The organism is Aliiroseovarius sp. Z3 (genome assembly GCF_029105185.1).
GTDB lineage: Bacteria > Pseudomonadota > Alphaproteobacteria > Rhodobacterales > Rhodobacteraceae > Aliiroseovarius.
Genome location: NZ_JAFMZK010000004.1, coordinates 339,295 through 361,418, shown reverse-complemented (window position 1 = coordinate 361,418; position 22,124 = coordinate 339,295). Strand labels below are relative to the sequence as shown.

The window sequence follows — 22,124 nt, the reverse complement described above, 5'->3', positions numbered from 1 at the left end:
TCAACCTCGTGTCTTGCGCAGCCAGCGGACCAGATAGATCACCGGCCAACGCAGAATGGACATCGCCGCGATCAGAACCAGCCCGGCCACCAGCGGCCCGTTCTGGTAAACCACATACCCCAATAGCGGAATGCCCACGGCAATCAAGACGTAAGCGGCGGGCCAATGGTGGTGACGCGACGGGAAAAGCGCGATCACTTGCGCGATGACGGCCCACAAACAGGCAAGGGTCAGCGACAGCGTCATACCCGCCCCATCGCCTTGCGGGCCAGATACCACAGCGGACGACGAAACATCGAGATGAACGCCCCCACCCCAAGCACGGCCCACAGCCAGCCATGCACCGCCCCGATCCAGACGATCAGCAGCGGCGCGGCCACCAGAAGCACCAGACCCGGCACAAACTGCAACCTCATTGGCAGAGACGCCACGACGCTGGCGGCAATCACCCAAAGGGCTGCGGCGATCAGGGGCGCGCTCATCGCATTGCGCCCGTCAGAAATGACGCCGCAAGCGCCACCAGCGCCGCGATCAAGCCTATCCATGGCACCCAGTTTCCCGTGCGAAACGGCGCCTCGGGATCTTTGCGTTTCAGGGAAATCAGGGCAATATTCACGACTGCAAAGACGACCAGAAGGACGGTCGATGTAACCTCGGCCAGATCAGACACGGGCAGCGCCAGGGCCGCGGCGACCACACCCAGGCCAAGAAGCACCGTTGCCAGAACGGGCGTTCCGAACCGCGGGTGGGCATGACAGAAGATCGACAGCAGCTTTTCACGCCGCCCCAAGCCAAACAGAACCCGTGCGGCCATGATGATTTGCGCCAATACGCCGTTTAGCGCGGCAATTACCGCAATGGCACCCAGCATGGCCGGGGACATCAGGAACGCGGCCTCCCAGACCAGCACAAGGGGGCGGTCTGACTCGGCCAGTTCGTCCACAGGCACCGCCCGGATCGCCGCCAGTGAAACCAAGGCATAAAGGGCCGTGGTGACGACCAGCGCGATCAGGATGGCGCGTGGCACGGTGCGGGTCGGGTCGCGCGCTTCTTCCGCCATGTTTACCATGTCTTCGAACCCGATGAAGGCGAAGAAGGCCAGCGCCGCCGCACCCGCCACACCGGGCCAGTAAACCGGTGGCAGGTCGGTGAACTCGGCCACCGGTGGGGCGGTGAACCCGGCCCAGATCACAGTGGCCAGCCCCGCCACCTCGATGATGGTGAAGACGGCGACAAGGGCAAGGCTTTCCAAAACACCCGCCACCGCGACAAGGGTCAGGGCCACCCCAATCCCGATGATCGCCCAGGTCGCGGGAATGTCGATCAGCGACAGCAGGTATCCGACCCCGCCCCGCAAAACCGCCGCGGCGGACACGGTGCCAGCCAGCACAATCGCCAGACCGATCAGCACCGCCAACAGGTGGCTGTTCAATCCCTTCTCGACATATGCCGCCTCGCCCGAGGCTTCGGGGATCCGCGAGCTGAGTTCTGCGTATGACAAGGCGGACGGGGCTGCGATCACCCCGGCCAACACGAAAGCCAACGATGCCCAGATGCCCGCCTCGGCGGCGACGGCGCCCACCAGCACATAAATGCCCGCGCCGACCATAACGCCGACGCCATACATGGTCAGAAGGCCAAGACCGAGGTTTCGTTTCAACTGGTCAGCCATCAGGCTTTCCCTTCCATATCGGCACCGAAGCACAAAAAACCACGAACAGGGCAACGCCAATGGCCCAAAGGGTCAGATCGCGCCGTGCCTCAGCCGCCACACCATCTCCGGCCCACATATCGACAAGCAGCGGGGCAAGAAGCGCATAGAGCACCCAGCAACCTGCCCCGACCAACACAGCCAATGCGGTCGCCAGAGCACGACGTCCGCCCCACGCCAATCGTCCGACCAGAACAATGTTCAGCCAGGGCGCGGCCGTCAGTCCCCAAAACAGAATGTCATGAAGGACCGGACGCATCGCCCCTAGCCCAACCGGTTCGGCAGGTTGTTCGCCCATGTGCTGATGGTGCCCGCGCCAAGGCAGACCACCATGTCGCCGGGCTCGGTGTGGTCCCGAACCAAGGCGGTCAGCGCATCTTCATCGGGGATCGCGACCGCGTGCCGGTGGCCGTGCCGCACAAGCCCCGCCACCAGATCGTCGCGGCTGGCACCTTCGATCGGATCTTCGCCCGCAGCATAGACATCGGCAATACCGACCACGTCAGCTTCGTTGAAACAAGCGCAAAAATCCTCGAACAGATCGTGAAGGCGCGAGTAACGGTGCGGTTGGTGCACAGCGATAACGCGGCCCTCGGTCGCTTGGCGGGCGGCTTTCAGAACGGCTGCAATCTCGACCGGGTGGTGGCCGTAATCGTCGATGATGGTGACGCCGTTCACCTCGCCCACGCGGGTGAAGCGCCGGTTCACCCCACCGAAACTCTCAAGGGCCGCCCGGATTTCATCGCGCTTCATCCCCAGATGACGCGCCACGGCCACCGCCGACAACGCGTTCGAGACATTGTGATCCCCCGGCATCGGCAGGGTGCAACCGTCGATCCGCGTGCCTTCGTTGTTCAGGGCAATGTCGAAATGCGCGACCCCACCCTTATAGGTCAGATTGACCGCCCGCACATCTGCTTGCGCGTTGAACCCATAGGTCACGACACGGCGGTCGGTGATCTTGCCGACCAACGCCTGCACTTCCGGGTGGTCGGTGCAACAGACCGCCAGCCCGTAGAAGGGAATGTTGGACACGAAATCAAGGAAGCCCTGACGCAACGTGTCGAAGTCGCCCCAATGCTCCATATGCTCGGGGTCGATATTGGTCACGATGGCGATGGTCGCGGGCAAGCGGTTGAAGGTGCCGTCGCTTTCATCGGCCTCGACCACCATCCATTCACCCTGCCCCATCCGCGCGTTCGATCCATAGGCGTGGATGATCCCGCCATTGATCACGGTCGGGTCGATGCCGCCCTTGACCAGAAGCTCGGCCACCATCGTCGTGGTCGTCGTCTTGCCATGAGTGCCCGCCACCGCGATGTTGGATTTCAGGCGCATGAGTTCGGCCAACATCTCGGCCCGACGCACCACGGGAAGACCCCGTGCACGTGCGACGTCCAGTTCCGGGTTGCCCGGCTTGATCGCGGACGAAATCACCACGACCTCAGCGTTTTCAAGGTTCTCGGCGCGTTGCCCGACGAATATTTCAGCGCCCAGATCAGCCAGACGATCCGTGATTTTCGAGGCCTTCAGGTCCGACCCCTGCACACGATAGCCATGGTTCAGCAGAACCTCGGCGATCCCGGACATCCCAATCCCGCCAATTCCCACAAAATGGATCATCCCCATTTCGGTGGGAAGTTTGGTCGCTGCTGCGTTCATCTGGTTACCTTTCACTCATGCGATATGCCTTGGCCCAATTCACCATTGGATCAGATGTTCGGGGCCACGCTGGACAAATGCTCGACCAACTCCACCAAGGCATCCGTGGCGTCTGGCCGGGCGTGGCCCTGTGCGGCGCGCGACATTTGCATCGCCCCTTCGGGATTGTCCAGAACCGTTCTGATCTGTTCAGACAGCGTGTCCACATCCAGACGGCTTTCAGGTATCAGGATCGCCGCGCCCGCTTCGACCAACCCACGCGCATTTGCGGTCTGATGATCATCCGTCGCATATGGATAGGGCACAAGGATCGACGGGCGACCGATGACCGAGATATCCGCCACAGATGATGCCCCGGCCCGGCTGATCACCAGTTGGGCTTCGGACATGCGGCGCGGGATGTCGTTGAAGAACGGCTGCACATCGGCACGGATGCCGTGCTCAGCATAAAACGCACTGACCCGCTCCATATCCTCGTCGCGCGCCTGATGGCTGACCGAGATATGTTGCAACAGTTCTGTCGGCAACGCTGCGATCGCGGGCGGCACTGTGTCCGACAACGCGCGCGCGCCTTGTGAGCCGCCGATCACAAGGATGGACATCGGGTAATCGCCGGGCGCGATATAGCCCGACGTATCTCGGGCCAGCACCTCGGCCCGCACTGGGTTGCCTGTGTAAACCGGATTTGCCCCGTCAGGCAGCGCGGTCGGCCATGTGCCGCAAGCGACCGCATTCACACGGGTGGCGAAAATCTTGTTGACCCGCCCAAGAACACCGTTCTGTTCGTGGATCATGCGCGGCACGTTCAACACCCTGGCCGCCGCAAGCGCGGGAATGGTCGGATAGCCTCCGAACCCGACAACGGCTTTGGGCTTGTCGCGACGCATCTTCAGGATCGCGCCGATGATGCCCGCACCGATACGCAGCGGCACCATGGCCTTGGCAAAGATCCCACCCCGCGCGAAGGTGGCCGATGACACCTCTTCGATCTCGACCACATGGGGAAAACCACCGGTGTATCGCGCACCGCGCGCATCGGTTGACAGTTTCACCCGCCACCCTTTGCGCAACATTGCTTCCGCCAGGGCTTGTGCGGGGAACATATGCCCGCCGGTGCCTCCGGCGGCGATGACAAGAAGGGGCTGTTTCTGGGTCATCGTCCTTGCCTGTTTGCGAATACGTCCTGCATGCGACCCTGCGGGCGGGTGCGGGTAAAGGCCAAAAGCATGCCAAGTGCAATCCCCCCTGCGATCAGGGACGATCCGCCATAGCTTACGAATGGCAATGTCATGCCCTTGGCGGGCAGAAGGCGCACCGCCACACCCATGTTGATCAGCGCCTGAATGCCGAATATCGCGGCCAGACCAGAGCCCGCCAGTCGCGTAAACGTGTCCCGTTCGCGGATCAGGCGCAGGAAACTGCGCACCACGATGGTGGCGTAAAGCGCGATGATGACCAGAACCAGTATCAGGCCGTATTCTTCGGCGGCGACAGCAATGATGAAATCGGTATGCGCGTCGGGAAGCGACCACTTCACCTGACCTTCTCCGACGCCGACGCCGAAGAACCCACCCTCGCGGATGGCATTGGTGGCATAGCCAAGCTGGGTGGTTGGATCGACGTCGGGGTTCAGGAACCCGTCAATACGGCGGGCAAAGTGTTCGGAATTGTTATAGGCAAACATGCCGCCCAAAACGACCACGCCAGCAGCGGCGGCCAGAAGGATGATCGGCGCCCCGGCCAGAAAATACATCACGCCCCAGCCAAACAGCACAAGCGCGGCCTGTCCGAAATCGGGTTGCAACGCCAGAAAGCCCACGATCACCAGGACCAGGCCCAGCGACATCGAGCGTCCCGGCGGGCCGTTGATCTCTTGACTTGCGGCCATCAGCCACGCGGCGACCACGACGAAACCGGGCTTCAGAAACTCTGACGGCTGGATCGAGGCAAAGCCCAGTGAATACCAGCGCACCGCCCCTTTGCCGAAATCAGTGCCCAGCACCGGCAGCAACATGACGGCCACCAAGGCAACCAGAAACCCCAGCACCCCAAGGCGGCGCACCATCTGCGGGCTCATCATCGTTGTGGCAAACAGGGTGACCAGCGCCACCAGACCGAACACCAACTGACGTTCGACATAGTGGAACTGGGACAGCCCGTTGCGTTCCGCCAAAGGCGGCGACGCGGCCAGCCCCAACAAAATACCGATGCCGAACAGGATCAGGATGCAGGACACCGACCACTTGTCGATCGTCCGCCACCACCGGGGAAGAATGGGGTCGCCATCACGCGCGGGAACCGCGCCATATACCATCTCTGTCATGAGAAAATGCCTGCCACTTGTCTGTACCGCTCGTTTTCACCGACAGCAGGCCCCGTTTTCGGGTTATATCCGCCGCCGATCCTCATTCGCCCGTCTGATGCGGGTCATTGCGCACAGGATAGCTAGGTTTTCATTGGTTTTCCAGAGAAATTGCACCGAGGGCGACCCCGATGGGCCATCACCCGCCCGACGGGCTGACAGCACGCGACTTCGACCGGTCCTTGCCCAACCGCCCTTCACGCCAAATGATCACCAACCCGGCGCAGACCACGATCCCCGCCCCCGCCAGCATCTGCAAGGTCGGCAGCTCTCCGAAGAAAATGTATCCGAAGGCCAAGGCGAAGATCATCGACGAATAGTCAAACGGCGCAATGGTCGAGGCATCGGCATGGGTATAGGCCGTGGTCAGCATCAATTGACCCACACCCCCGGCCAACCCTGCACCCAGAAGCAAGGCGAACTCCCACCCTGTCGGCCAGACCCAGCCGAAGGGCACGGTCAGCAGGGACAGAAACACCGCTGTGAGCGAGGCATAGATCACCACGGTTGATGGTGGGTCGATCCCCACCAGCTTGCGCACGAGGATCTTCGCCACCGCCACGCAGCACGCCGCCACCAGCGCCAGAACCGCACCGAACGCCCTTAGCGCCTCATCTTCGCCGCTGCTGCCAAACCCTTCCAACCGCGGCCACAGGATCACCATGACACCGACCAACCCGGCCAGAACGGCACCGATCCGAACCATGCGCACCTGTTCGCCCAGAACAATCGCAGCAAGCACCACGGTGATAATGGGCGCGGCATAGAAGATCGCCGTGACCTCGGTTTGTGGCAGATAACCAAGTGCGGTGAAGCTCAGCCCCATGGCCAGCACCCCGACCGTTCCCCGGCTGATATGCCCCCATGGATTCTTGGTGCGCAGGGCCGAATGCAGCCGACCTTCATAGGCCAGCCAGGCAAGGATCACGGGCAGCGCGAAAAGGGATCGAAAAAACACCGCCTCGCCCGCCGGGATATGGCCTGACACCGCCTTCACCATCGTCTGAAGCGAGATGAAGAACGCCACCGAGCCGAGCTTGAGGGCAATACCGCGTGAAGGGTTCATGTCTCCGTGCTATCGACTGAAGGTGAAAAGTGAAAGCTCAGAAGTGCAAAAACCATCCGCGCAGCGTGTAAAGTTCTGCCGCCAGAAGCAGGCCGAAGGTCAGGCGCCACCCCCAATGTGGCAAGCGACGCCACAGCACCAACGTGAACAGCAAAGACAGGATCGAGATGACAGGACCAATCCAGCCCGCGTGGTGGCGACTGTCCCAATAGCTGACGGGGCTTTCAAAGACCCATGTGCTGACGGGCCAGAAATGCTGGCGCCCATCATCATGGTGCAGCAGGAAGTCAGCGAAAATATGAAGCAATCCGGCACCGGCGAACGCGATCAACACCCGCGCCTTTACAGCGACGCCCAACCCCAGCGCCGTGCCCCACAGGATCACGGAATTGTCGATCGCGAATACGCGTTGCCAATTGTCCGAGAAATATAGCTCGCCAAAAACCACCCTTTCGGGGATGTGCTTCACGAACAACGCCCATGATGCCATCAGATAAAGCGACAGGTCAGGCAGAAGCGCACCGAACAGGGCGGCCAAAGTCGTCGGACGATCACGGCCAAAGGCCGCTGCGCCGAACATCAGATGCGCGGGTGTGTTCATGCCAATCCCTGTTCGCTATGACCAGCATGACAGAGACAGGCTCGCTTCAAAAGCAAAACGCCCCCAAAACGGGGGCGTTTCACGTTGATTTGAGACGTCGCTTAATTGATCATCGTCAGCAATGTATCCAACGACTGTTTCGCGTCGCCATAGAACATCCGCGTGTTTTCCTTGAAGAACAGCGGGTTTTCGATGCCGGAATAGCCGGTGCCCTGACCCCGTTTCGACACGAAGACCTGTTTGGCCTTCCAGCATTCCAGCACCGGCATACCGGCGATGGGGCTGTTGGGGTCTTCCTGAGCGGCCGGGTTCACGATGTCGTTCGAGCCGATGACGATGGCGACATCCGTATCGGGGAAATCGTCATTGATCTCGTCCATTTCCAGCACGATGTCATAGGGCACTTTGGCCTCGGCCAGCAGCACGTTCATGTGACCGGGCAGACGGCCAGCAACCGGGTGGATCGCGAAACGCACGTTCTTGCCCTTGGCGCGCAGACGGCGGGTCAGCTCGGCCACGTTTTGCTGGGCCTGTGCCACAGCCATACCGTAACCGGGGATGATGACCACGCTGTCGGCGTCTTCAAGCGCCGCCGCCACACCATCGGCATCAATGGCGATCTGTTCGCCCTCGATCTCCATCGCGGGACCAGCCGAGCCGCCGAAGCCGCCCAGGATCACGCTGATGAACGACCGGTTCATCGCCTTGCACATGATATAGGACAGGATCGCACCCGACGAACCCACGAGCGCGCCGACCACGATCAGAAGATCGTTGCCCAGCGAGAAGCCGATGGCAGCAGCCGCCCAGCCCGAGTAGCTGTTCAGCATCGATACAACGACGGGCATATCCGCGCCGCCAATGCCCATGATCAGGTGGTAGCCGATGAAGAAGGCGGCCAGCGTCATGATGAACAGCGGCAGGAAGCCACCGGTGTTGAAGTACCAGATCAGGCAGATCAGCGACAGGATCGCAGCACTGGCATTGAGCATATGCCCACCGGGCAGCTTTTCCGCCGCCGATGTCACCTTGCCCGCCAGCTTGCCATAGGCAATGACCGAGCCGGTGAAGGTCACGGCACCGATGAAGACGCCCAAAAACAGCTCGACCCGCAGGATGTTCTGTTCGACCGGGGTTTTATGCGCCAGAAGGGCGGCGAAGCCCTCAAGCCCGTGGCGGGCCTCTTCACTCATTGCCAGCACGTTGCCCAGCTCGATATGGGCGTTGTAGCCGACGAACACCGCAGCCAGACCAACCAGCGAGTGCATGGCAGCGACAAGCTGCGGCATTTCGGTCATCTGGACCTTCTGCGCCACATAAGTGCCGATGATCCCGCCACCTGCGATCAGAAGGATCGACAGAAGCCACAAGCCCGAACCGGGGCCGACCAGCGTGGCGGCGACGGCCAGCGCCATGCCGACAATGCCGTACCACACGGCACGTTTCGCGCTTTCCTGTCCCGACAGACCGCCAAGGGAGAGGATGAAAAGAACTGCCGCAACAACATAAGCGGCCGTGGTGAAACCAAATTCCATGATCCCTACCCCCTTAAGATTTCTGGAACATGGCGAGCATGCGCCGTGTCACGAGGAAGCCGCCGAAGATGTTGATCCCGGCCATGAAGATCGATAAGGCCGCCAGCAGAATGACCAGGAACGAGCCTGACCCGATCTGCATCAACGCGCCCAGAATAATGATCGACGAAATGGCGTTGGTCACAGCCATCAGCGGCGTGTGTAGCGAATGCGAGACATTCCAGATCACTTGGAAGCCCACGAACACCGCCAGCACGAACACGATGAAGTGCTGCATGAAGCTGGCCGGTGCATAGAGCCCTGCCAGAAGCATCAGCGCGCCGCCCACACCCAACAGGGTGAACTGCTGCTTGGTCTGCGCCTTGAAGGCGGCAAGCTCCTGCGCCTTCTTCTCTTCGGGCGTCAGTTCCTTCACTGCAGCCTTTGGCTTGGCGGCGATGGCCTGCACCTTGGGCGGTGGGGGTGGGAAGGTGATTTCGCCCTGATGAGTCACAGTCGCGCCACGGATCACGTCGTCTTCCATGTCGTGATTGATCTTGCCGTCCTTTTCGGGCGTCAGATCCGACATCATGTGACGGATGTTGTTGGCATAAAGGCTGGACGCCTGCGCGGCCATGCGCGACGGGAAATCGGTATAGCCGATGATGGTCACGCCATTGTCGGTCACGATCTTCTCATCCGGCACAGTCAGCTTGCAGTTTCCGCCCTTTTCCGCCGCAAGGTCCACGATCACCGATCCGGGTTTCATGGCTTTCACCATGTCCTCGGTCCACAGCTCGGGCGCTTCGCGGTTGGGGATCAGCGCGGTGGTGATCACGATGTCCATTTCCGGTGCAAGCTCGCGGAACTTCGCCAGTTGTGCCTCGCGGAACTCGGGGCTGGAGACCGAAGCATAGCCGCCAGTGGCCGCGCCATCCTGCTGGTCTTCCTCGAAATCCAGATAGACGAATTCGGCCCCCATGGATTCAACCTGCTCGGCCACTTCCGGGCGCACGTCGAACGCATAGGTGATCGCACCCAACGACGTCGAGGTGCCGATCGCGGCCAGACCGGCAACACCGGCCCCCACAACCAGAACCTTGGCAGGCGGCACTTTACCAGCCGCCGTCACCTGACCCGTGAAGAACCGGCCAAAGTTGTTCCCCGCTTCGATCACCGCGCGGTAGCCCGCGATATTGGCCATCGAAGACAGCGCATCCATCTTCTGTGCCCGTGAAATACGCGGCACCATTTCCATGGCGATGACATTCGCGCCGGACGCCTTGGCCTTTTCCATCCCGGCTTCATTGCCGCCCGGGTTGAAGAAGCTGATCAGCGTTTTGTCAGATGACAACCGTTTCAGTTCCGCATCATTGGGCGGGCGCACTTTCGCGATGATGTCTGCCGCTTTCCAAAGGGCCGCGGCGGTCTTGACGACCTCGACGCCTGCCTCTTTGTAAACCGCATCCGAGAAGCCCGCGGCATTACCTGCCTTGGTCTCGATCACGCAGTCATAGCCCAGCTTTTGCAGCATCTTGGCGCTTTCCGGGGTCATTGCGACCCGGTTCTCGCCCTCAAAAACTTCCTTGGGTACACCGATCTTCACAGTCTCTTCCTTCTCCCGTCGTGTGCCGAACGAGGGGGGTTCCCTCGGCCCCGGCGGTTTCCTGCGCATCCTATACGCGGCTCAGGCGCAAGATGCTATCGTTACGGAGCGTATTGCGACAATATTGTTTCAATACGCGCTTCCACATCGCAGAGCAATGCTGCTTTGCAGCAGGGCCGTTATAACCAGCGACGCACCTGCCCTGCCCAGTCGTCGAATGCGGGTCCGAACTTGGCGGACAGCGCCGCTTCTTCCCACAAAATGAACCGCTTGGTGATGATGGTGATGAACACCGGCACCAGCAGCAGCGCCGGCAATACATCCCACCTAAGTATAAGACCGGTCAGGATCATTGCATCGCCCAGATAGATAGGATTGCGGGTCCAGCGGTATATGCCGCGCTTCAACAGAACTGTCGGCTGCTCTCCGGGGATCACTGTCGTGCGGGCGCGCATGAATTCCCACATCGCAACCCCCAGCAGCCCAAATCCAAGCACAACCAGCAGATTGCCCAGCCAGCGTGTGGCAATCAGCCCAGCACCAAGATCCGGCGCGACGCGGTCCAACCCGTAAGCCAAGGCGATCATGGCCACCAGCCAGACGGGCGGCATATCGAGCCAGCGGGTCAGGTGCTTCATCGGGGTGCCGCTTTCAGATCGCTTTACGTTGCGACCGTTTTTAATGGATCAGGGGCGATGTGCAACGCCGATTGCGCAGATATCGCCCTTGTCGTCAGCGGCGAAATCCATACTCTGCCGCTAAACCAAAGTCCGGGGACCACATGACAGATTTCAGCGCCACAAAACAGCTTTTTGCTCTTCCAGAGGGCGTGACGTATCTGGACGGTAATTCGCTTGGTCCCCTGCCCATTGCGGCGCAGGACCGGATGGCGTCCTGCCTGCGGGATGAGTGGGGCGACATGCTGATCACGGGATGGAACAAGGCGGGTTGGATGGACCAGCCGCGCATCCTGGGGGATCGGATCGGGAAGTTGATCGGCGCAGCCACCGGTTCCACCGTCGTCGGCGACACCCTGTCGATCAAGGTCTATCAAGCGTTGGCCTCGGCACTGGAGATGCGGCCTGACCGCCGGGTGATCCTGTCGGACAACGGCAATTTTCCCACGGACCTTTACATGGCCGAGGGGTTGGTGCGCTCGCTGGGCCAAGGCCACCGGATCGAGACCCCTGCCCCCGAAGATGTTGCCGCAAGCATCACATCCATCGGAGATGACCTTGCCGTCCTGATGCTGACCGAAGTTGATTACCGTACCGGGCGCCGTCACGACATGGCCGCGCTGATCCGGGCGGCGCATGATGTGGGCGCGCTGGTGATCTGGGATCTGGCCCATTCAGCGGGGGCTTTTGCCGTGGATGTCACCGGCACAAATGCGGATCTCGCGGTCGGATGCACCTATAAATACCTGAATGGCGGCCCCGGCGCACCCGCCTTTATCTATGTCGCACCACGTCTGGCCGATCAGGTCCAGCCTGCGCTGTCTGGGTGGCTGGGACACGACGCCCCCTTTGCCTTCGACCCGGACTATCGCCCCGGCACCGGCATCGACCGGATGCGTGTCGGCACGCCCCCGGTTCTGCAAATGGCCGCGCTGGAGGCCGCGCTGGACATCTGGGATCAGGTGGACATGGACGCCCTGCGCGCCCAATCTGTAAAACTGTGCGAGCAGTTTATCATGGGGGTCGAGGCCACCTGTTCACATCTGGCCCCAGACCTGACCCTTGCCAGCCCCCGCGACGCGGCGATGCGCGGTTCTCAGGTCAGCTTTCGCTTCGAACACGGATATGCCGCCATGCAAGCCTTGATCGCGCGCGGTGTGATCGGCGACTTCCGCGCGCCAGACATCATGCGTTTCGGCTTCACACCGCTTTACATTGACGAAGGTGATGTCGACAGGGCCGTCGAGACCCTGACCGACATCATGGCGAACCGGCTGTGGGATCGACCTGAATACCACACCCGGTCCGCCGTGACCTGACTTCAATGCGCGGGGCGGATAAACGTCCCGTTGCGCAGATCGGCCATCGCCTGACGCAGTTCGTCCTTGGTGTTCATCACGATCGGACCGTGCCACGCCACCGGCTCGCGGATCGGCGCGCCTGCGACCAGCAAAAAGCGCACGCCCTCGGGCCCGGCCTGCACACGCACATCATCGCCCGCGCCAAAGCGCACAACGGTGCGGTTGCCGGACAGGTCGCGAATGTTCACCTCCTGCCCCATCACCTCTTTTTCCAACAGCACACCTTGGGGTGCAGCGGCATCGGTGAACGCGCCTGCGCCTTCGAACACATAGGCAAATGCCTGGCGGCGTGTGTCCACAGGGAAGGTCTTGGTCACACCCGCCGGAACGCTGATATCCAGATACAGCGGATCTGCTGCGATCCCGTCGACCGGACCGGACTTGCCCCAGAAATCACCGACAACAACACGGACCTTGGTGCCGTCGTCTTCTTCAATCACCGGGATTTCGACCGATGGCACATCCTGATAGTTCGGCGCGGTCATTTTCAGATCACGCGGCAAGTTGGCCCAAAGCTGGAATCCGTGCATCTGCCCCTTGGTGTTCGCGTGTGGCATTTCCTGATGCATGATCCCCGACCCGGCGGTCATCCATTGGATGTCCCCCGCGCCAAGACGACCGGCGTTGCCAAGACTGTCTTCATGCTCGACCTCGCCCGCCAGCACATAGGTGATCGTCTCGATCCCCCGGTGCGGATGCCACGGAAAGCCCTTTTCGGACAGGCGCGGATCATCGTTGCGAAAATCGTCGAACAGAAGGAACGGGTCATAGGCTTCCGGCTCGTGAAAGCCAAACGCGCGATGCAGATGAACCCCTGCGCCTTCCAGCGTGGGTTTCGACTGCGTGGCCGACAAAACGGGACGAATAGACATGTGATCCCCCTTTCAGAAGGTCTTGTGATGCTGACCTCAACCTAGGCGCGGGCTGCGCACTCTACAATTGTGCACAACTTAACAGCAATTCGGCAAATTCGCACAATTCGCATAGGGGCAAGCGCGCGCAGCAGATTCCTGTTATACTTGCAGCATTCTTTTATGGATTGAGGCACCTATGGCCCAGCATTTCACCGACGCCGAATGGCACCAGATCGAAACCCATCTGGCCGCGGCGCTTGCGCAAGACCCACAAGCCTATGGCCTGCCCGAACGGCGCGACGGGTCAGTGATCCTGATGTCATGGAACATTCGCAAGTTCGGTGCCGTGGCGGATCGGGATGGTCCGAAGAAAAGCCCGGGTGCAACACGGATGATTGAACGGATCGCCGCGCAGGCCGATCTGTTGTCGATACAGGAACAGCAGGAAAAGACCGGCGCACTCGAGGCATTGGTCGCTGCTTTAGGTGGCTCTCACAACGTTATTTACAGCGACGTAACAGGCCGTAGCCCCGGATACAAAGGCATGTCCGAACGGTTTGCGTTTCTGTATCGCCCTGACCGCGTGCGGCTAGGGCATCTGGCATCGGATCTGTCCTATGACCGCACGGCAATCGCAGCAAACATGAACGAAGCGCTGAAAGAATCCTTCGACACAAGCGTGCCGGGGCAGGATGATCCCGGCTATCTTGAGCAGTTGATGACATGGGTGCAAAACACGACGCGGCTCATGGGATCGCAGTTCTCGAAATTCGTGCAGTTCATCCGCAGCCCCTATCTGGTCGAGTTCCTGATCGACGGGCCAGATGGTCGATACGAGGTGTATGCCGTCAACGCCCACCTCGTGTCCGGCAAGAAGAACGAGCGCGAGCAGGAGTTTTTCGCCTTGTTGGAGTGGTTGCTACATGACAGCCGCAAGACGGTCAGCGAACGCGGGAAGATCATCCTGATTATGGGAGACCTCAATCTGGACTTCGACAGTTCCAATGAAAACCGAAGGATCGGGATCGAAAACTATGTCACTGGTATCAATGCGAAACGACGGCTTGATGCCAAGGTGAACTTTCCGTTTCTCGACGGCAACTTCAACACCAACGCGCGCCGCACCCAGACCTATGACCATATCGCCTGGCTGGCCGACGACACGCGCCTGCCCCGCGGGCGGCACAACGATCTGGCGGGAACGCTTGGCCCAAACCAGTTTGAATACGGCATGTTTGATTTCACGCAACTGTTCATGGACGCAGGCCCCGGCCTGTTGCCCGACGGCACACCCGATTACGACCGCTTTGCCCACGATCTGTCAGATCACATGCCGATATGGATCAGATTGCCCCGACCAAATGCTGGGCAGCATAGGTTTACGGTGTGACGGGCACCGGGCATGGGTCTGCTTGGGTGTCGAAACACAATGTCTGATACTCGCGCGGGCTGGTGACGACGACATGCTCGGTGTTGCGCGGATAAATTCCGGTCCAGAAACCAGCAAATGGCGGTTCATATTTCGCGACGGTTTCCACCACGATCAGGTCTTCGCCAGTATACATCTTCGGAATATGCGGTCCCAGAAACTGCCGCATGGTCGGTTGGGTATGGGGATTGATACCGCTGCCATTGCTGACCTGTGAATCGCCCGGTTCCAAAGTCAGCTTACGCGGGATCGCATCGTTGCATTCCGCAGCAGTGAGTTTGCATTTCACAACGGTGACACGTACCCAGCTTTCTTCCCCAGTGCGCGACATATACTCAAAAAGCTCGTCCAGCCCTTCCAGTGTGGTGCGATCGTATTTGTCGATCCGCGACAGGTAGTCCGAGACGGCATAGTTCGCTTTCAAGGCCAGGCTTTGGTGACGGTAGGCGTCGAAATAGGTATGCACTGCCTGAAGACCAAACAGAAGAAGCGGAAGAATGATGACACTTTCGACAGTCACGGTTCCCCGCTCGGTCCGGGCGAATTGACCGAGGCGCCTTTTCAAGGCTGAGCTTATCTGGCTTAGGATCGCGTTCATCATGCTCACCCCTATGGCTCGTTCACAAAGGTTGACACCGCGACAATCGACACGCCGCCGGACGGGTCGCGTGGCAAGCCCATTACATACGGGGTCGTTCCAAAAAACGGATCGCGCACAAGACAGGCACGCACCAACATAAGATCGCCACCACCACCCGGCGCATAGGATGTCAGGGGTTTGATGTTCTGGGCGCGGTCCACACAGGGGATCGCCCCGGTGGGCAGGTTCCAACTGCCTTGATCGACCAGTCGCAGATCAACCGAGATTTCATCTTCGCAATTTCGGAACAGAATCGTGTCTTCGCAAATCGCTTTCTTGAAATCCGCCAGATTGGCAGGACGGCTGACGCCAAGCCGCAACTCGCGCACGTTCAAATCCAACGCGCGTTCCAGCATCATCGAACGCATCCCGTAAAAGCTCAGCTCGAACGATGTCAGGAAGAGCGTCATGAACAATGGGAACCAGATTACGAATTCGACGGTCGAGCTGCCATCGGACGCGCGCAACCGCTGCCAATATGCCTGCAATACCTGTTTCATTCGTTACATTCCGTTCTACGTTTTGCCTCGATACGGGCACAAAAGAAATCACGCGATTACACTGGGCCAACAGCATGCGTGCGGCCCAGTGTTGTCAGTTGATCAACCGCAATTTGTTGATGTCGGCGGCAATCTTTGAGAACACCTGTGACAGGTTCACGCTGCTGTCACCCTTGGTCACCTTGTAGTGCAGGCGTTTTCCACCCTTCACAGAGGCACAGGATTCCAGCGAGCTCGTGTCCGTCGAGGTGCTTGTCTCCATCTCGATCGTATAGATTGTCATGCCGGCATTCTTAGCGGCAGTACATTGATCGCGCAGACGTTCATCAATATCGCCAATATTGGCCACGTCACCGTCAGAGTTGTCGCTGTTCGAAAGCTTTCGCCCGGGTGTACCAAGCCAGCTAAACCGGTTGACATAGCCCCAGACATACTCCCTCTTCCAGAAGTTCTGCCAAGACAGATTTGTTGGTTCAGCGACACGTGGCTCTTCCCACCAGCTGGTTCCCGTTTCGGTTGCGCAGACATCATCGTAAGGGTACCCGAAACAATCATTGGGATCATCTCCGAAAGCATGGTCGTGCCACTCAGTCCGTGGTGTATAGCTTGATCCACGGTAGTAGAACCATTGGTACTGGTCCGTACTGGACTTGTAGACCGACATAATCTCGCGCGCTCTATCCCGGCCCCGGCTGTCCTTATATGGCGCCATGGTCAGCCAGAACGGCGACGGTCCCGTGCGATACCCGTCATAAAGATGGTGGTGATTGGTATTCTGGCCATCTGTCATCAACACAAGGAATTTCGAAGATGAAGTCGTCGCAGGATTGTATGGACGCCCTGCGAAATTTCTGTTCACAACGCCATCCCCAATCAGGCTGGTGATGGCTGGCTCTGCTTCGTGATGCAGAAGGGCCGCGCCCCATTTCACCCCAATGTCGATGGCCGTGTCACCTTCGGCTTGCAGGGCCTGGATTTTGGTTTTCATGACCGTGGGCGAATGCTCAAACGTCACGATCTCGCGCCAACTATCTGTATGGCAGGATAGGTAAGCATCAGAGTTGGTGTTCTTGTAACTTCCACCATAGCGATAGAATTTCGCTGCCTGCCGAATGATCCTGGTCGGATCGAAAACTGCATCGGCATCCGATTTGACCCCCGCCTGATTGAACTGTGCATCCAGAAAGGTTGCGCAATAGGCATCCGTCTGCGCATCCAAACGGTTGAACTTGGTCAACAGCGTCTGCCCCACATTCACCTGCGTCGAGTATGGTACGAGAGAGATTGACGTCTTGAAGTTGTCAATCGTGCAATTGGTCGACGTGCTGCCGTCGTTTGGATTGCACAGCAGAAGGTTGGAAAACTCGGTCGCAGCCTTGCGCAGCTCATAGATCTTCGTGTTGCCCGTCGTGGCCGGATCATCCATCGACCCCGAGACGTCCACCACAAGCGAAATCTCGGTCAGCTGGTTGATCTTGGCCGCCCCGCCACTGGCAGGGGCGTTCATGAAGTCAACACCCACCGCACCCAGAAACGGCATGCCGACCCGCATGTTCGCAGTGGCTGTCACCATCGTGCCATCGGACGCAACTGTGACTTTCACGTCTTCTTTCTTAATGTAGTTACCCAGCCCGGAGCGCGCGAAGTAATCAAGCACGACCTCTTTCCGGTCGTTTTCCTGATCAGGATGCGCCGCAGCCAGAAGCGCGCGGTCCATTGTCGCCTGCAAGCGGGTGCGCTGAAGTTCGTACCGCATCAGGTCGACGGACAGGCCTGAGACGATCAGCAGTGTGACGAACAAAAACATCGCCAGGATGAACATCGCGCCATCCTCGTCATCCGCAAACTTGCCGACACGCCCCCGGCGCATCTGTGCGGTCAGCTTTGATCTCAAAATCCTCAAACGGTCACTACGACGCGCCATTTTGAACTCCCTTCCCATGCCCCCGCACGGTACAACTCGTAAACCTGAACACGGTTTAACCTTTTTGGTAGCTTATCAATGGCTGTGGCGAAACTAAGGCATTTTTTTAGCAAATGTTAATTTGTCCGTGGAAAGACACGAAATTGTTCGCATTGGCGCGACAGAAGCGGCGATGAGCGTTCTCTGACCCGGCTTGCGCACCAATAACTATTGGAATGCGGGGGTGGCTTTGCCTCCAATTAAGCCTAACCTGTTCAGAGAAACGTCGCAGAGGGTTGATTCTGCGGCAGCGCAGAAAAGTCCGCAGAGGTGTAAAAAAATGGCTGATATGGCTAATATCAAAGAGCCGAGTTTCCGCGATTCCGTGAACCTGATGTTCGACCGCGCGGTAGCGCTGATGGATATTCCCACAGGTTTGAAAGAGAAAATCCGCGTCTGCAACTCGACCTACACGGTAAGGTTTGGTGTGCGGCTCAGGGGTGAAATCCGCACCTTCACCGGGTACAGATCCGTTCATTCCGAGCACATGGAGCCGGTCAAGGGCGGCATCCGCTATGCTTCGGCGGTGAACCAGGACGAGGTCGAGGCGCTGGCCGCACTGATGACGTTCAAATGCGCGCTGGTGGAAACCCCATTTGGAGGCTCGAAGGGTGGTCTGTGCATCGAACCCCGCGATTATGAAGAGCACGAGCTGGAGCTGATCACCCGCCGTTTCGCCTATGAACTGGCGAAACGCGACCTGATCAACCCCTCGCAAAACGTCCCTGCCCCCGATATGGGCACTGGCGAGCGCGAAATGGCGTGGATTGCCGACCAATACGCGCGCATGAACACAACCGATATCAACGCGCGGGCCTGTGTCACCGGCAAACCCACCCACGCGGGCGGCATTGCAGGCCGGGTCGAAGCCACCGGGCGCGGTGTGCAATATGCCCTGCGCGAATTCTTCCGCCATCCCGAAGACGTCAAGATCGCTGGCCTGTCCGGCAAGCTGGAGGGCAAACGTATCGTCGTGCAAGGGCTTGGGAATGTGGGATATCACGCCGCCAAGTTCCTGTCGGAAGAGGATGGGGCAAAAATCGTCGGAATCATCGAACGCGATGGTGCGTTGATCAATGACGATGGTCTGGATGTCGAAGCGGTTCATCAATGGATCGTTCAACATGGCGGCACCAAAGGATTTGGCGACGCCAAGTATCTTGAAGATGGTGCCAAAGTCCTTGAATCCGAATGCGATATCCTGATCCCTGCCGCCCTTGAAGGCGTTATCAATCTGTCCAACGCGGACCGCATTCAGGCACCTTTGATCATCGAGGCCGCCAACGGGCCTCTGACCTCGGGCGCGGATGAAATCCTGCGCAAAAAGGGCACGGTGATCATCCCTGACCTTTACGCCAACGCGGGCGGTGTGACCGTCAGTTACTTCGAATGGGTCAAGAACCTGAGCCATATCCGCTTTGGCCGGATGCAACGTCGCCAGGAAGAAGCCCGCCACCAACTGGTGGTGGACGAATTGGAGCGTCTGGACCGCTATCTTGGTGATGCATGGTCGATGACGCCGCAGTTCAAGGAAAAATACCTGCGCGGCGCGGATGAGTTGGAGCTGGTCCGCTCGGGTCTGGATGACACGATGCGCACCGCCTATCAGGACATGCGCGAGGTTTGGCATTCCCGCGACGACGTCGATGATTTGCGTATGGCGGCCTATATCGTGGCGATCAAGCGCGTGGCGGCCAGCTACCGCGCCAAGGGGCTGTAATCCAGCGTCGCCTTCTCGGCCCACTTGAAGAAGGCGGCGCATCCATTTGAAATAAAAGCGTTACTGCCGTAGACGGTCGGCTTTAGTGGCGTCTTGCAGTGACCAGTACTGCAGCGCATCCCGTATGCCCTCTGCCGCCCGATTGCGCCAGTTTTCATCCTGCAGGAGTTTGCGGTCGCGGGGTGAGGACAGGAAACCCAATTCAATCAGGGCCGATGGAATATCCGGTGCTTTCAGCACCGAAAACCCGGCCTTCATACGCGGGGTTTTGTAAGTCGAACCGGTGGCAGAATAGATCCCTTCGACCAGCGCATCGGCCAGAGCTTCGGCACGCGGCGTGGTATCGGTGCGCGCCAGATCCATCAGGACCAACGCCACCTCGTCGGATTGCCGGGTCAGGTCAACCCCTGCGAGGATGTCTTCACGGTCGTGCCGTTCGGCCAGCGATCGAGAGGCAGCATCCGTCGCGTCTTCGGACAGGGTATAAACCGTTGCCCCCGTCGCCCTGCCCTGCGCCAGCGCGTCCGCGTGCAGCGACAGGAACACATCCGCGCCCGCCCGGCGTGCGATGGTGACACGTTCCTCGAGCGGGACGAACACATCACTGTCCCGGGTCATCACGACCTTGAATCCGCCTGCGCGCAACAGCGTTTCCTTCAACTGCCGCGCAAACGTCAGCATCAAGTCGGCTTCCACGACGCCTTCGCGCTCTGCTCCGGGATCAATTCCGCCATGGCCGGGATCAAGCACCACCACCAGATCGCCAAACCCGGTCTGGCGGGTTTTGGGGGACGGCATGGGGCGTTGTTGTGCGGCAGGGGCGAACACGGCGCTGTCGGGCGCGCCGGTGATGGCCGAGAACGCTTCGGGCGTGGATTGTGCAAGATCCAACCGCATCACGGCGGTGGCGTTGTCAGAGTCCGGCGTTGCCATCCAGGCGTTTTCGACCACCATCGGGGCAGAAAGTGTCAGGACAAGACGGGTCCAGCCGGGGCGGAACAACCCCGCCCGGACATCGACCACACGGTCCGAGGACGCCTGAAGCGCCTCCAGGTCCAGACCGGTCCAGTCCAGTTCCGAGAAGTCCACAACCACACGCTGCGGATCGTCGAGCGTGAAGACCCGCCAAGGAACGGCACGGGTCATCGCGATCTCAAGCGTCGCACTGCGCCAGCGATCGGTGATGGTGACGCCGGTGCCGGTCAACCGTGCCAACCCGGTCAGCGTTCGTGCGGCGGGATCTGGCTTGGGTGACGAAGACAAAGCTGTCTTTGCGGCGGCCACATCGGGCGAGTTGACAACACTCTGCGCAGGTCGCGGTGCCGGCAACACAGATGTAAGCGGGGCTGCGGTCTCCTGCGCGATCCCCGATCCTGCAACGAGGGCAGACAAGCCCGCCGCCAGCAGGATCGCCCCTGCCCCGCGTTTCATCCGTATTGACATCGTGATTTGACCTTGCCCGACTTGTGTTCTGGCCAGAGCTTATCAAGCCCTGCCCAGAAGGTCAGCCGCTAATGGACGCGGGATCAGCTTTCTTCGCGTTTGGCCGCGATGATCTGTTCCATCTGCTCAAGCGGCATGTAGCCGCGCGCCATCGTGTCATGCATCACGAAGGCAGGCGTGCCGGTGATCTGCAACCGTTGTCCCAGCGCCCGGTTCTCGGCCAGAATCTTGTCCACTTCCGGGGCGTCCATCCCGTCGGCGATCGCTTGCCCGTCCAGTCCCAGATCGTTGCCCAGCTTGATCAGGCTTTCAGTTGTCACATTGCCGCGCAGGGTGATCAGGGCGTCATGCAATGCTGCATAAGCGTCTTCGCCGAACTGGGTCTGGGCCGAAATCGCATAGCGGGCCGACAACATGCTGGCTTCGCTGAGGATCGGGAATTCCTTCAGGATCAGGCGCACCCCTTTGTCCTTCTCCACCAGTTCCTGCAGGACGTCATAGGATTTGCGGCAATATCCGCATTGATAGTCCACGAACTCGACAATCGTAATGTCGCCGTCGGGGTTGCCCGAGATGTGGGAATAGCCATCGTTGAACAGCGCGTCGGCATTGACTTTGACAAGATCCACATCCATCGCGTCCTGTGCGTCGGCCTGACGCTGTTCCAGCACGCCGATGGCTTCCATCAGCACTTCGGGATTGTCCAGAAGATAGGCGCGGACTTCGTCGCGAAAGGCGTTGCGTTCGTCATCCGTCATTGCGCTCAGATCAAGCGCAGTGCCCGGCAGCGCCGAAGCCAGTGTCAGCCCGGCGGTCAGGGCCGTTGTCAGCGCCAAAGTCCGTGTGAATGTCATGTCGTTCGTCCGTTCTTGTTTGGTCGCGCCAGATGGGCGCGCGCATACTCTAGCAACCGGGTGCGCCGTGTAACTGCACAATCCCGCGATCACCCAAGCGTTTATGCCATTGGCGCGGCGCTGCCAACCGGCGACCGGCACACGGGCCTGCGACAAAACCC

At 59.8% G+C, this 22,124-nt stretch carries 21 protein-coding genes; 3 read left to right on the top strand and 18 right to left on the bottom strand.

Annotation, left to right across the window (positions count from 1 at the left end):
* The 12 genes from J3R80_RS09915 to J3R80_RS09860 form a co-directional block, all read right to left on the bottom strand.
* Positions 1 to 246, bottom strand: a complete 246-nt coding sequence (locus tag J3R80_RS09915; protein ID WP_275393610.1) for a DUF2484 family protein — start codon at positions 244 to 246, stop codon at positions 1 to 3.
* Positions 243 to 482, bottom strand: coding sequence for a DUF2484 family protein (locus J3R80_RS09910; protein WP_275393609.1), 240 nt, complete (start codon positions 480 to 482; stop codon positions 243 to 245). Before J3R80_RS09910 ends, J3R80_RS09915 begins: the two co-directional genes overlap by 4 nt.
* Positions 479 to 1,672, bottom strand: a complete 1,194-nt coding sequence (locus J3R80_RS09905) for an APC family permease (RefSeq protein ID WP_275393608.1) — start codon at positions 1,670 to 1,672, stop codon at positions 479 to 481. Before J3R80_RS09905 ends, J3R80_RS09910 begins: the two co-directional genes overlap by 4 nt.
* Complete coding sequence (locus J3R80_RS09900; RefSeq protein WP_275393607.1) at positions 1,665 to 2,009, bottom strand: hypothetical protein; 345 nt, start codon at positions 2,007 to 2,009, stop codon at positions 1,665 to 1,667. Before J3R80_RS09900 ends, J3R80_RS09905 begins: the two co-directional genes overlap by 8 nt.
* Positions 1,976 to 3,373 carry a UDP-N-acetylmuramate--L-alanine ligase gene (gene murC, locus J3R80_RS09895; protein ID WP_275393606.1) on the bottom strand — a complete coding sequence of 466 codons (1,398 nt, stop codon included), beginning with the start codon at positions 3,371 to 3,373 and terminating at the stop codon, positions 1,976 to 1,978. The genes J3R80_RS09900 and murC overlap by 34 nt, the downstream gene beginning before the upstream one ends.
* A gap of 50 nt (positions 3,374 to 3,423) precedes the next feature.
* Positions 3,424 to 4,530, bottom strand: coding sequence for an undecaprenyldiphospho-muramoylpentapeptide beta-N-acetylglucosaminyltransferase (gene murG, locus J3R80_RS09890; RefSeq protein WP_275393605.1), 1,107 nt, complete (start codon positions 4,528 to 4,530; stop codon positions 3,424 to 3,426).
* Positions 4,527 to 5,696 carry a putative lipid II flippase FtsW gene (ftsW, locus tag J3R80_RS09885; RefSeq protein ID WP_275393604.1) on the bottom strand — a complete coding sequence of 390 codons (1,170 nt, stop codon included), beginning with the start codon at positions 5,694 to 5,696 and terminating at the stop codon, positions 4,527 to 4,529. The genes murG and ftsW overlap by 4 nt, the downstream gene beginning before the upstream one ends.
* Positions 5,697 to 5,874: 178 nt before the next feature.
* Complete coding sequence (locus J3R80_RS09880; RefSeq protein WP_275393602.1) at positions 5,875 to 6,801, bottom strand: DMT family transporter; 927 nt, start codon at positions 6,799 to 6,801, stop codon at positions 5,875 to 5,877.
* Positions 6,802 to 6,838: 37 nt separating this feature from the next.
* Positions 6,839 to 7,402 (bottom strand): cobalamin biosynthesis protein CobQ, encoded by a 564-nt coding sequence (locus J3R80_RS09875; protein WP_275393601.1) that lies wholly within the window; start codon positions 7,400 to 7,402, stop codon positions 6,839 to 6,841.
* A gap of 101 nt (positions 7,403 to 7,503) precedes the next feature.
* Complete coding sequence (locus tag J3R80_RS09870; protein ID WP_275393600.1) at positions 7,504 to 8,937, bottom strand: NAD(P)(+) transhydrogenase (Re/Si-specific) subunit beta; 1,434 nt, start codon at positions 8,935 to 8,937, stop codon at positions 7,504 to 7,506.
* Between the two features lie 13 nt (positions 8,938 to 8,950).
* The gene (locus J3R80_RS09865; RefSeq protein WP_275393599.1) at positions 8,951 to 10,522 is read right to left on the bottom strand and encodes a Re/Si-specific NAD(P)(+) transhydrogenase subunit alpha; all 1,572 of its coding nucleotides are present in this window, start codon (positions 10,520 to 10,522) and stop codon (positions 8,951 to 8,953) included.
* Positions 10,523 to 10,701: 179 nt separating this feature from the next.
* Complete coding sequence (locus J3R80_RS09860) at positions 10,702 to 11,160, bottom strand: methyltransferase (protein ID WP_275393598.1); 459 nt, start codon at positions 11,158 to 11,160, stop codon at positions 10,702 to 10,704.
* Between the two features lie 143 nt (positions 11,161 to 11,303).
* On the opposite strand from J3R80_RS09860, the gene kynU reads away from it, so the two are divergent.
* Positions 11,304 to 12,518, top strand: coding sequence for a kynureninase (gene kynU, locus J3R80_RS09855; RefSeq protein WP_275393597.1), 1,215 nt, complete (start codon positions 11,304 to 11,306; stop codon positions 12,516 to 12,518).
* Positions 12,519 to 12,520: 2 nt separating this feature from the next.
* On the opposite strand, the gene J3R80_RS09850 is transcribed toward kynU, so the two are convergent.
* A complete protein-coding gene (locus J3R80_RS09850; RefSeq protein ID WP_275393596.1) occupies positions 12,521 to 13,432 on the bottom strand; it encodes a pirin family protein in 912 nt (303 codons plus the stop codon).
* A gap of 178 nt (positions 13,433 to 13,610) precedes the next feature.
* Between J3R80_RS09850 and J3R80_RS09845 the strand changes: the two genes are divergently transcribed.
* Positions 13,611 to 14,804, top strand: a complete 1,194-nt coding sequence (locus J3R80_RS09845) for a hypothetical protein (protein WP_275393595.1) — start codon at positions 13,611 to 13,613, stop codon at positions 14,802 to 14,804.
* Here J3R80_RS09845 and J3R80_RS09840 read toward each other — a convergent pair.
* From J3R80_RS09840 to J3R80_RS09830, 3 genes are all read right to left on the bottom strand, one after another.
* A complete protein-coding gene (locus J3R80_RS09840; RefSeq protein WP_275393594.1) occupies positions 14,794 to 15,444 on the bottom strand; it encodes a hypothetical protein in 651 nt (216 codons plus the stop codon). The genes J3R80_RS09845 and J3R80_RS09840 overlap by 11 nt on opposite strands.
* 8 nt (positions 15,445 to 15,452) lie before the next feature.
* Positions 15,453 to 15,983 carry a TadE family protein gene (locus tag J3R80_RS09835; protein ID WP_275393593.1) on the bottom strand — a complete coding sequence of 177 codons (531 nt, stop codon included), beginning with the start codon at positions 15,981 to 15,983 and terminating at the stop codon, positions 15,453 to 15,455.
* 94 nt (positions 15,984 to 16,077) lie between these two features.
* The gene (locus tag J3R80_RS09830) at positions 16,078 to 17,907 is read right to left on the bottom strand and encodes a TadE/TadG family type IV pilus assembly protein (protein ID WP_275393592.1); all 1,830 of its coding nucleotides are present in this window, start codon (positions 17,905 to 17,907) and stop codon (positions 16,078 to 16,080) included.
* Positions 17,908 to 18,235: 328 nt separating this feature from the next.
* Here J3R80_RS09830 and J3R80_RS09825 point away from each other — a divergent pair, with 328 nt between their 5' ends.
* Positions 18,236 to 19,666, top strand: a complete 1,431-nt coding sequence (locus tag J3R80_RS09825; RefSeq protein ID WP_275393652.1) for a Glu/Leu/Phe/Val dehydrogenase — start codon at positions 18,236 to 18,238, stop codon at positions 19,664 to 19,666.
* Positions 19,667 to 19,726: 60 nt separating this feature from the next.
* Here J3R80_RS09825 and J3R80_RS09820 read toward each other — a convergent pair whose 3' ends face one another.
* Entirely contained in the window at positions 19,727 to 21,109 is a 1,383-nt protein-coding gene (locus tag J3R80_RS09820; protein ID WP_275393591.1) for an N-acetylmuramoyl-L-alanine amidase, read from the bottom strand.
* An 83-nt stretch (positions 21,110 to 21,192) separates the two neighbouring features.
* Positions 21,193 to 21,963, bottom strand: a complete 771-nt coding sequence (locus J3R80_RS09815; protein ID WP_275393590.1) for a DsbA family protein — start codon at positions 21,961 to 21,963, stop codon at positions 21,193 to 21,195.
* Positions 21,964 to 22,124 lie beyond the last annotated feature (161 nt).

What these genes read in the sequence shown, in the direction of transcription:
- J3R80_RS09915 (WP_275393610.1), bottom strand. Translation starts at nt 246, where the DNA reads ATGACGCTGTCGCTGACCCTTGCCTGTTTGTGGGCCGTCATCGCGCAA.
- J3R80_RS09910 (WP_275393609.1), bottom strand. Translation starts at nt 482, where the DNA reads ATGAGCGCGCCCCTGATCGCCGCAGCCCTTTGGGTGATTGCCGCCAGC.
- J3R80_RS09905 (WP_275393608.1), bottom strand. Translation starts at nt 1,672, where the DNA reads ATGGCTGACCAGTTGAAACGAAACCTCGGTCTTGGCCTTCTGACCATG.
- J3R80_RS09900 (WP_275393607.1), bottom strand. Translation starts at nt 2,009, where the DNA reads ATGGGCGAACAACCTGCCGAACCGGTTGGGCTAGGGGCGATGCGTCCG.
- murC (WP_275393606.1), bottom strand. Translation starts at nt 3,373, where the DNA reads ATGAACGCAGCAGCGACCAAACTTCCCACCGAAATGGGGATGATCCAT.
- murG (WP_275393605.1), bottom strand. Translation starts at nt 4,530, where the DNA reads ATGACCCAGAAACAGCCCCTTCTTGTCATCGCCGCCGGAGGCACCGGC.
- ftsW (WP_275393604.1), bottom strand. Translation starts at nt 5,696, where the DNA reads ATGACAGAGATGGTATATGGCGCGGTTCCCGCGCGTGATGGCGACCCC.
- J3R80_RS09880 (WP_275393602.1), bottom strand. Translation starts at nt 6,801, where the DNA reads ATGAACCCTTCACGCGGTATTGCCCTCAAGCTCGGCTCGGTGGCGTTC.
- J3R80_RS09875 (WP_275393601.1), bottom strand. Translation starts at nt 7,402, where the DNA reads ATGAACACACCCGCGCATCTGATGTTCGGCGCAGCGGCCTTTGGCCGT.
- J3R80_RS09870 (WP_275393600.1), bottom strand. Translation starts at nt 8,937, where the DNA reads ATGGAATTTGGTTTCACCACGGCCGCTTATGTTGTTGCGGCAGTTCTT.
- J3R80_RS09860 (WP_275393598.1), bottom strand. Translation starts at nt 11,160, where the DNA reads ATGAAGCACCTGACCCGCTGGCTCGATATGCCGCCCGTCTGGCTGGTG.
- kynU (WP_275393597.1), top strand. Translation starts at nt 11,304, where the DNA reads ATGACAGATTTCAGCGCCACAAAACAGCTTTTTGCTCTTCCAGAGGGC.
- J3R80_RS09850 (WP_275393596.1), bottom strand. Translation starts at nt 13,432, where the DNA reads ATGTCTATTCGTCCCGTTTTGTCGGCCACGCAGTCGAAACCCACGCTG.
- J3R80_RS09845 (WP_275393595.1), top strand. Translation starts at nt 13,611, where the DNA reads ATGGCCCAGCATTTCACCGACGCCGAATGGCACCAGATCGAAACCCAT.
- J3R80_RS09840 (WP_275393594.1), bottom strand. Translation starts at nt 15,444, where the DNA reads ATGATGAACGCGATCCTAAGCCAGATAAGCTCAGCCTTGAAAAGGCGC.
- J3R80_RS09835 (WP_275393593.1), bottom strand. Translation starts at nt 15,983, where the DNA reads ATGAAACAGGTATTGCAGGCATATTGGCAGCGGTTGCGCGCGTCCGAT.
- J3R80_RS09830 (WP_275393592.1), bottom strand. Translation starts at nt 17,907, where the DNA reads ATGGCGCGTCGTAGTGACCGTTTGAGGATTTTGAGATCAAAGCTGACC.
- J3R80_RS09825 (WP_275393652.1), top strand. Translation starts at nt 18,236, where the DNA reads ATGGCTAATATCAAAGAGCCGAGTTTCCGCGATTCCGTGAACCTGATG.
- J3R80_RS09820 (WP_275393591.1), bottom strand. Translation starts at nt 21,109, where the DNA reads ATGTCAATACGGATGAAACGCGGGGCAGGGGCGATCCTGCTGGCGGCG.
- J3R80_RS09815 (WP_275393590.1), bottom strand. Translation starts at nt 21,963, where the DNA reads ATGACATTCACACGGACTTTGGCGCTGACAACGGCCCTGACCGCCGGG.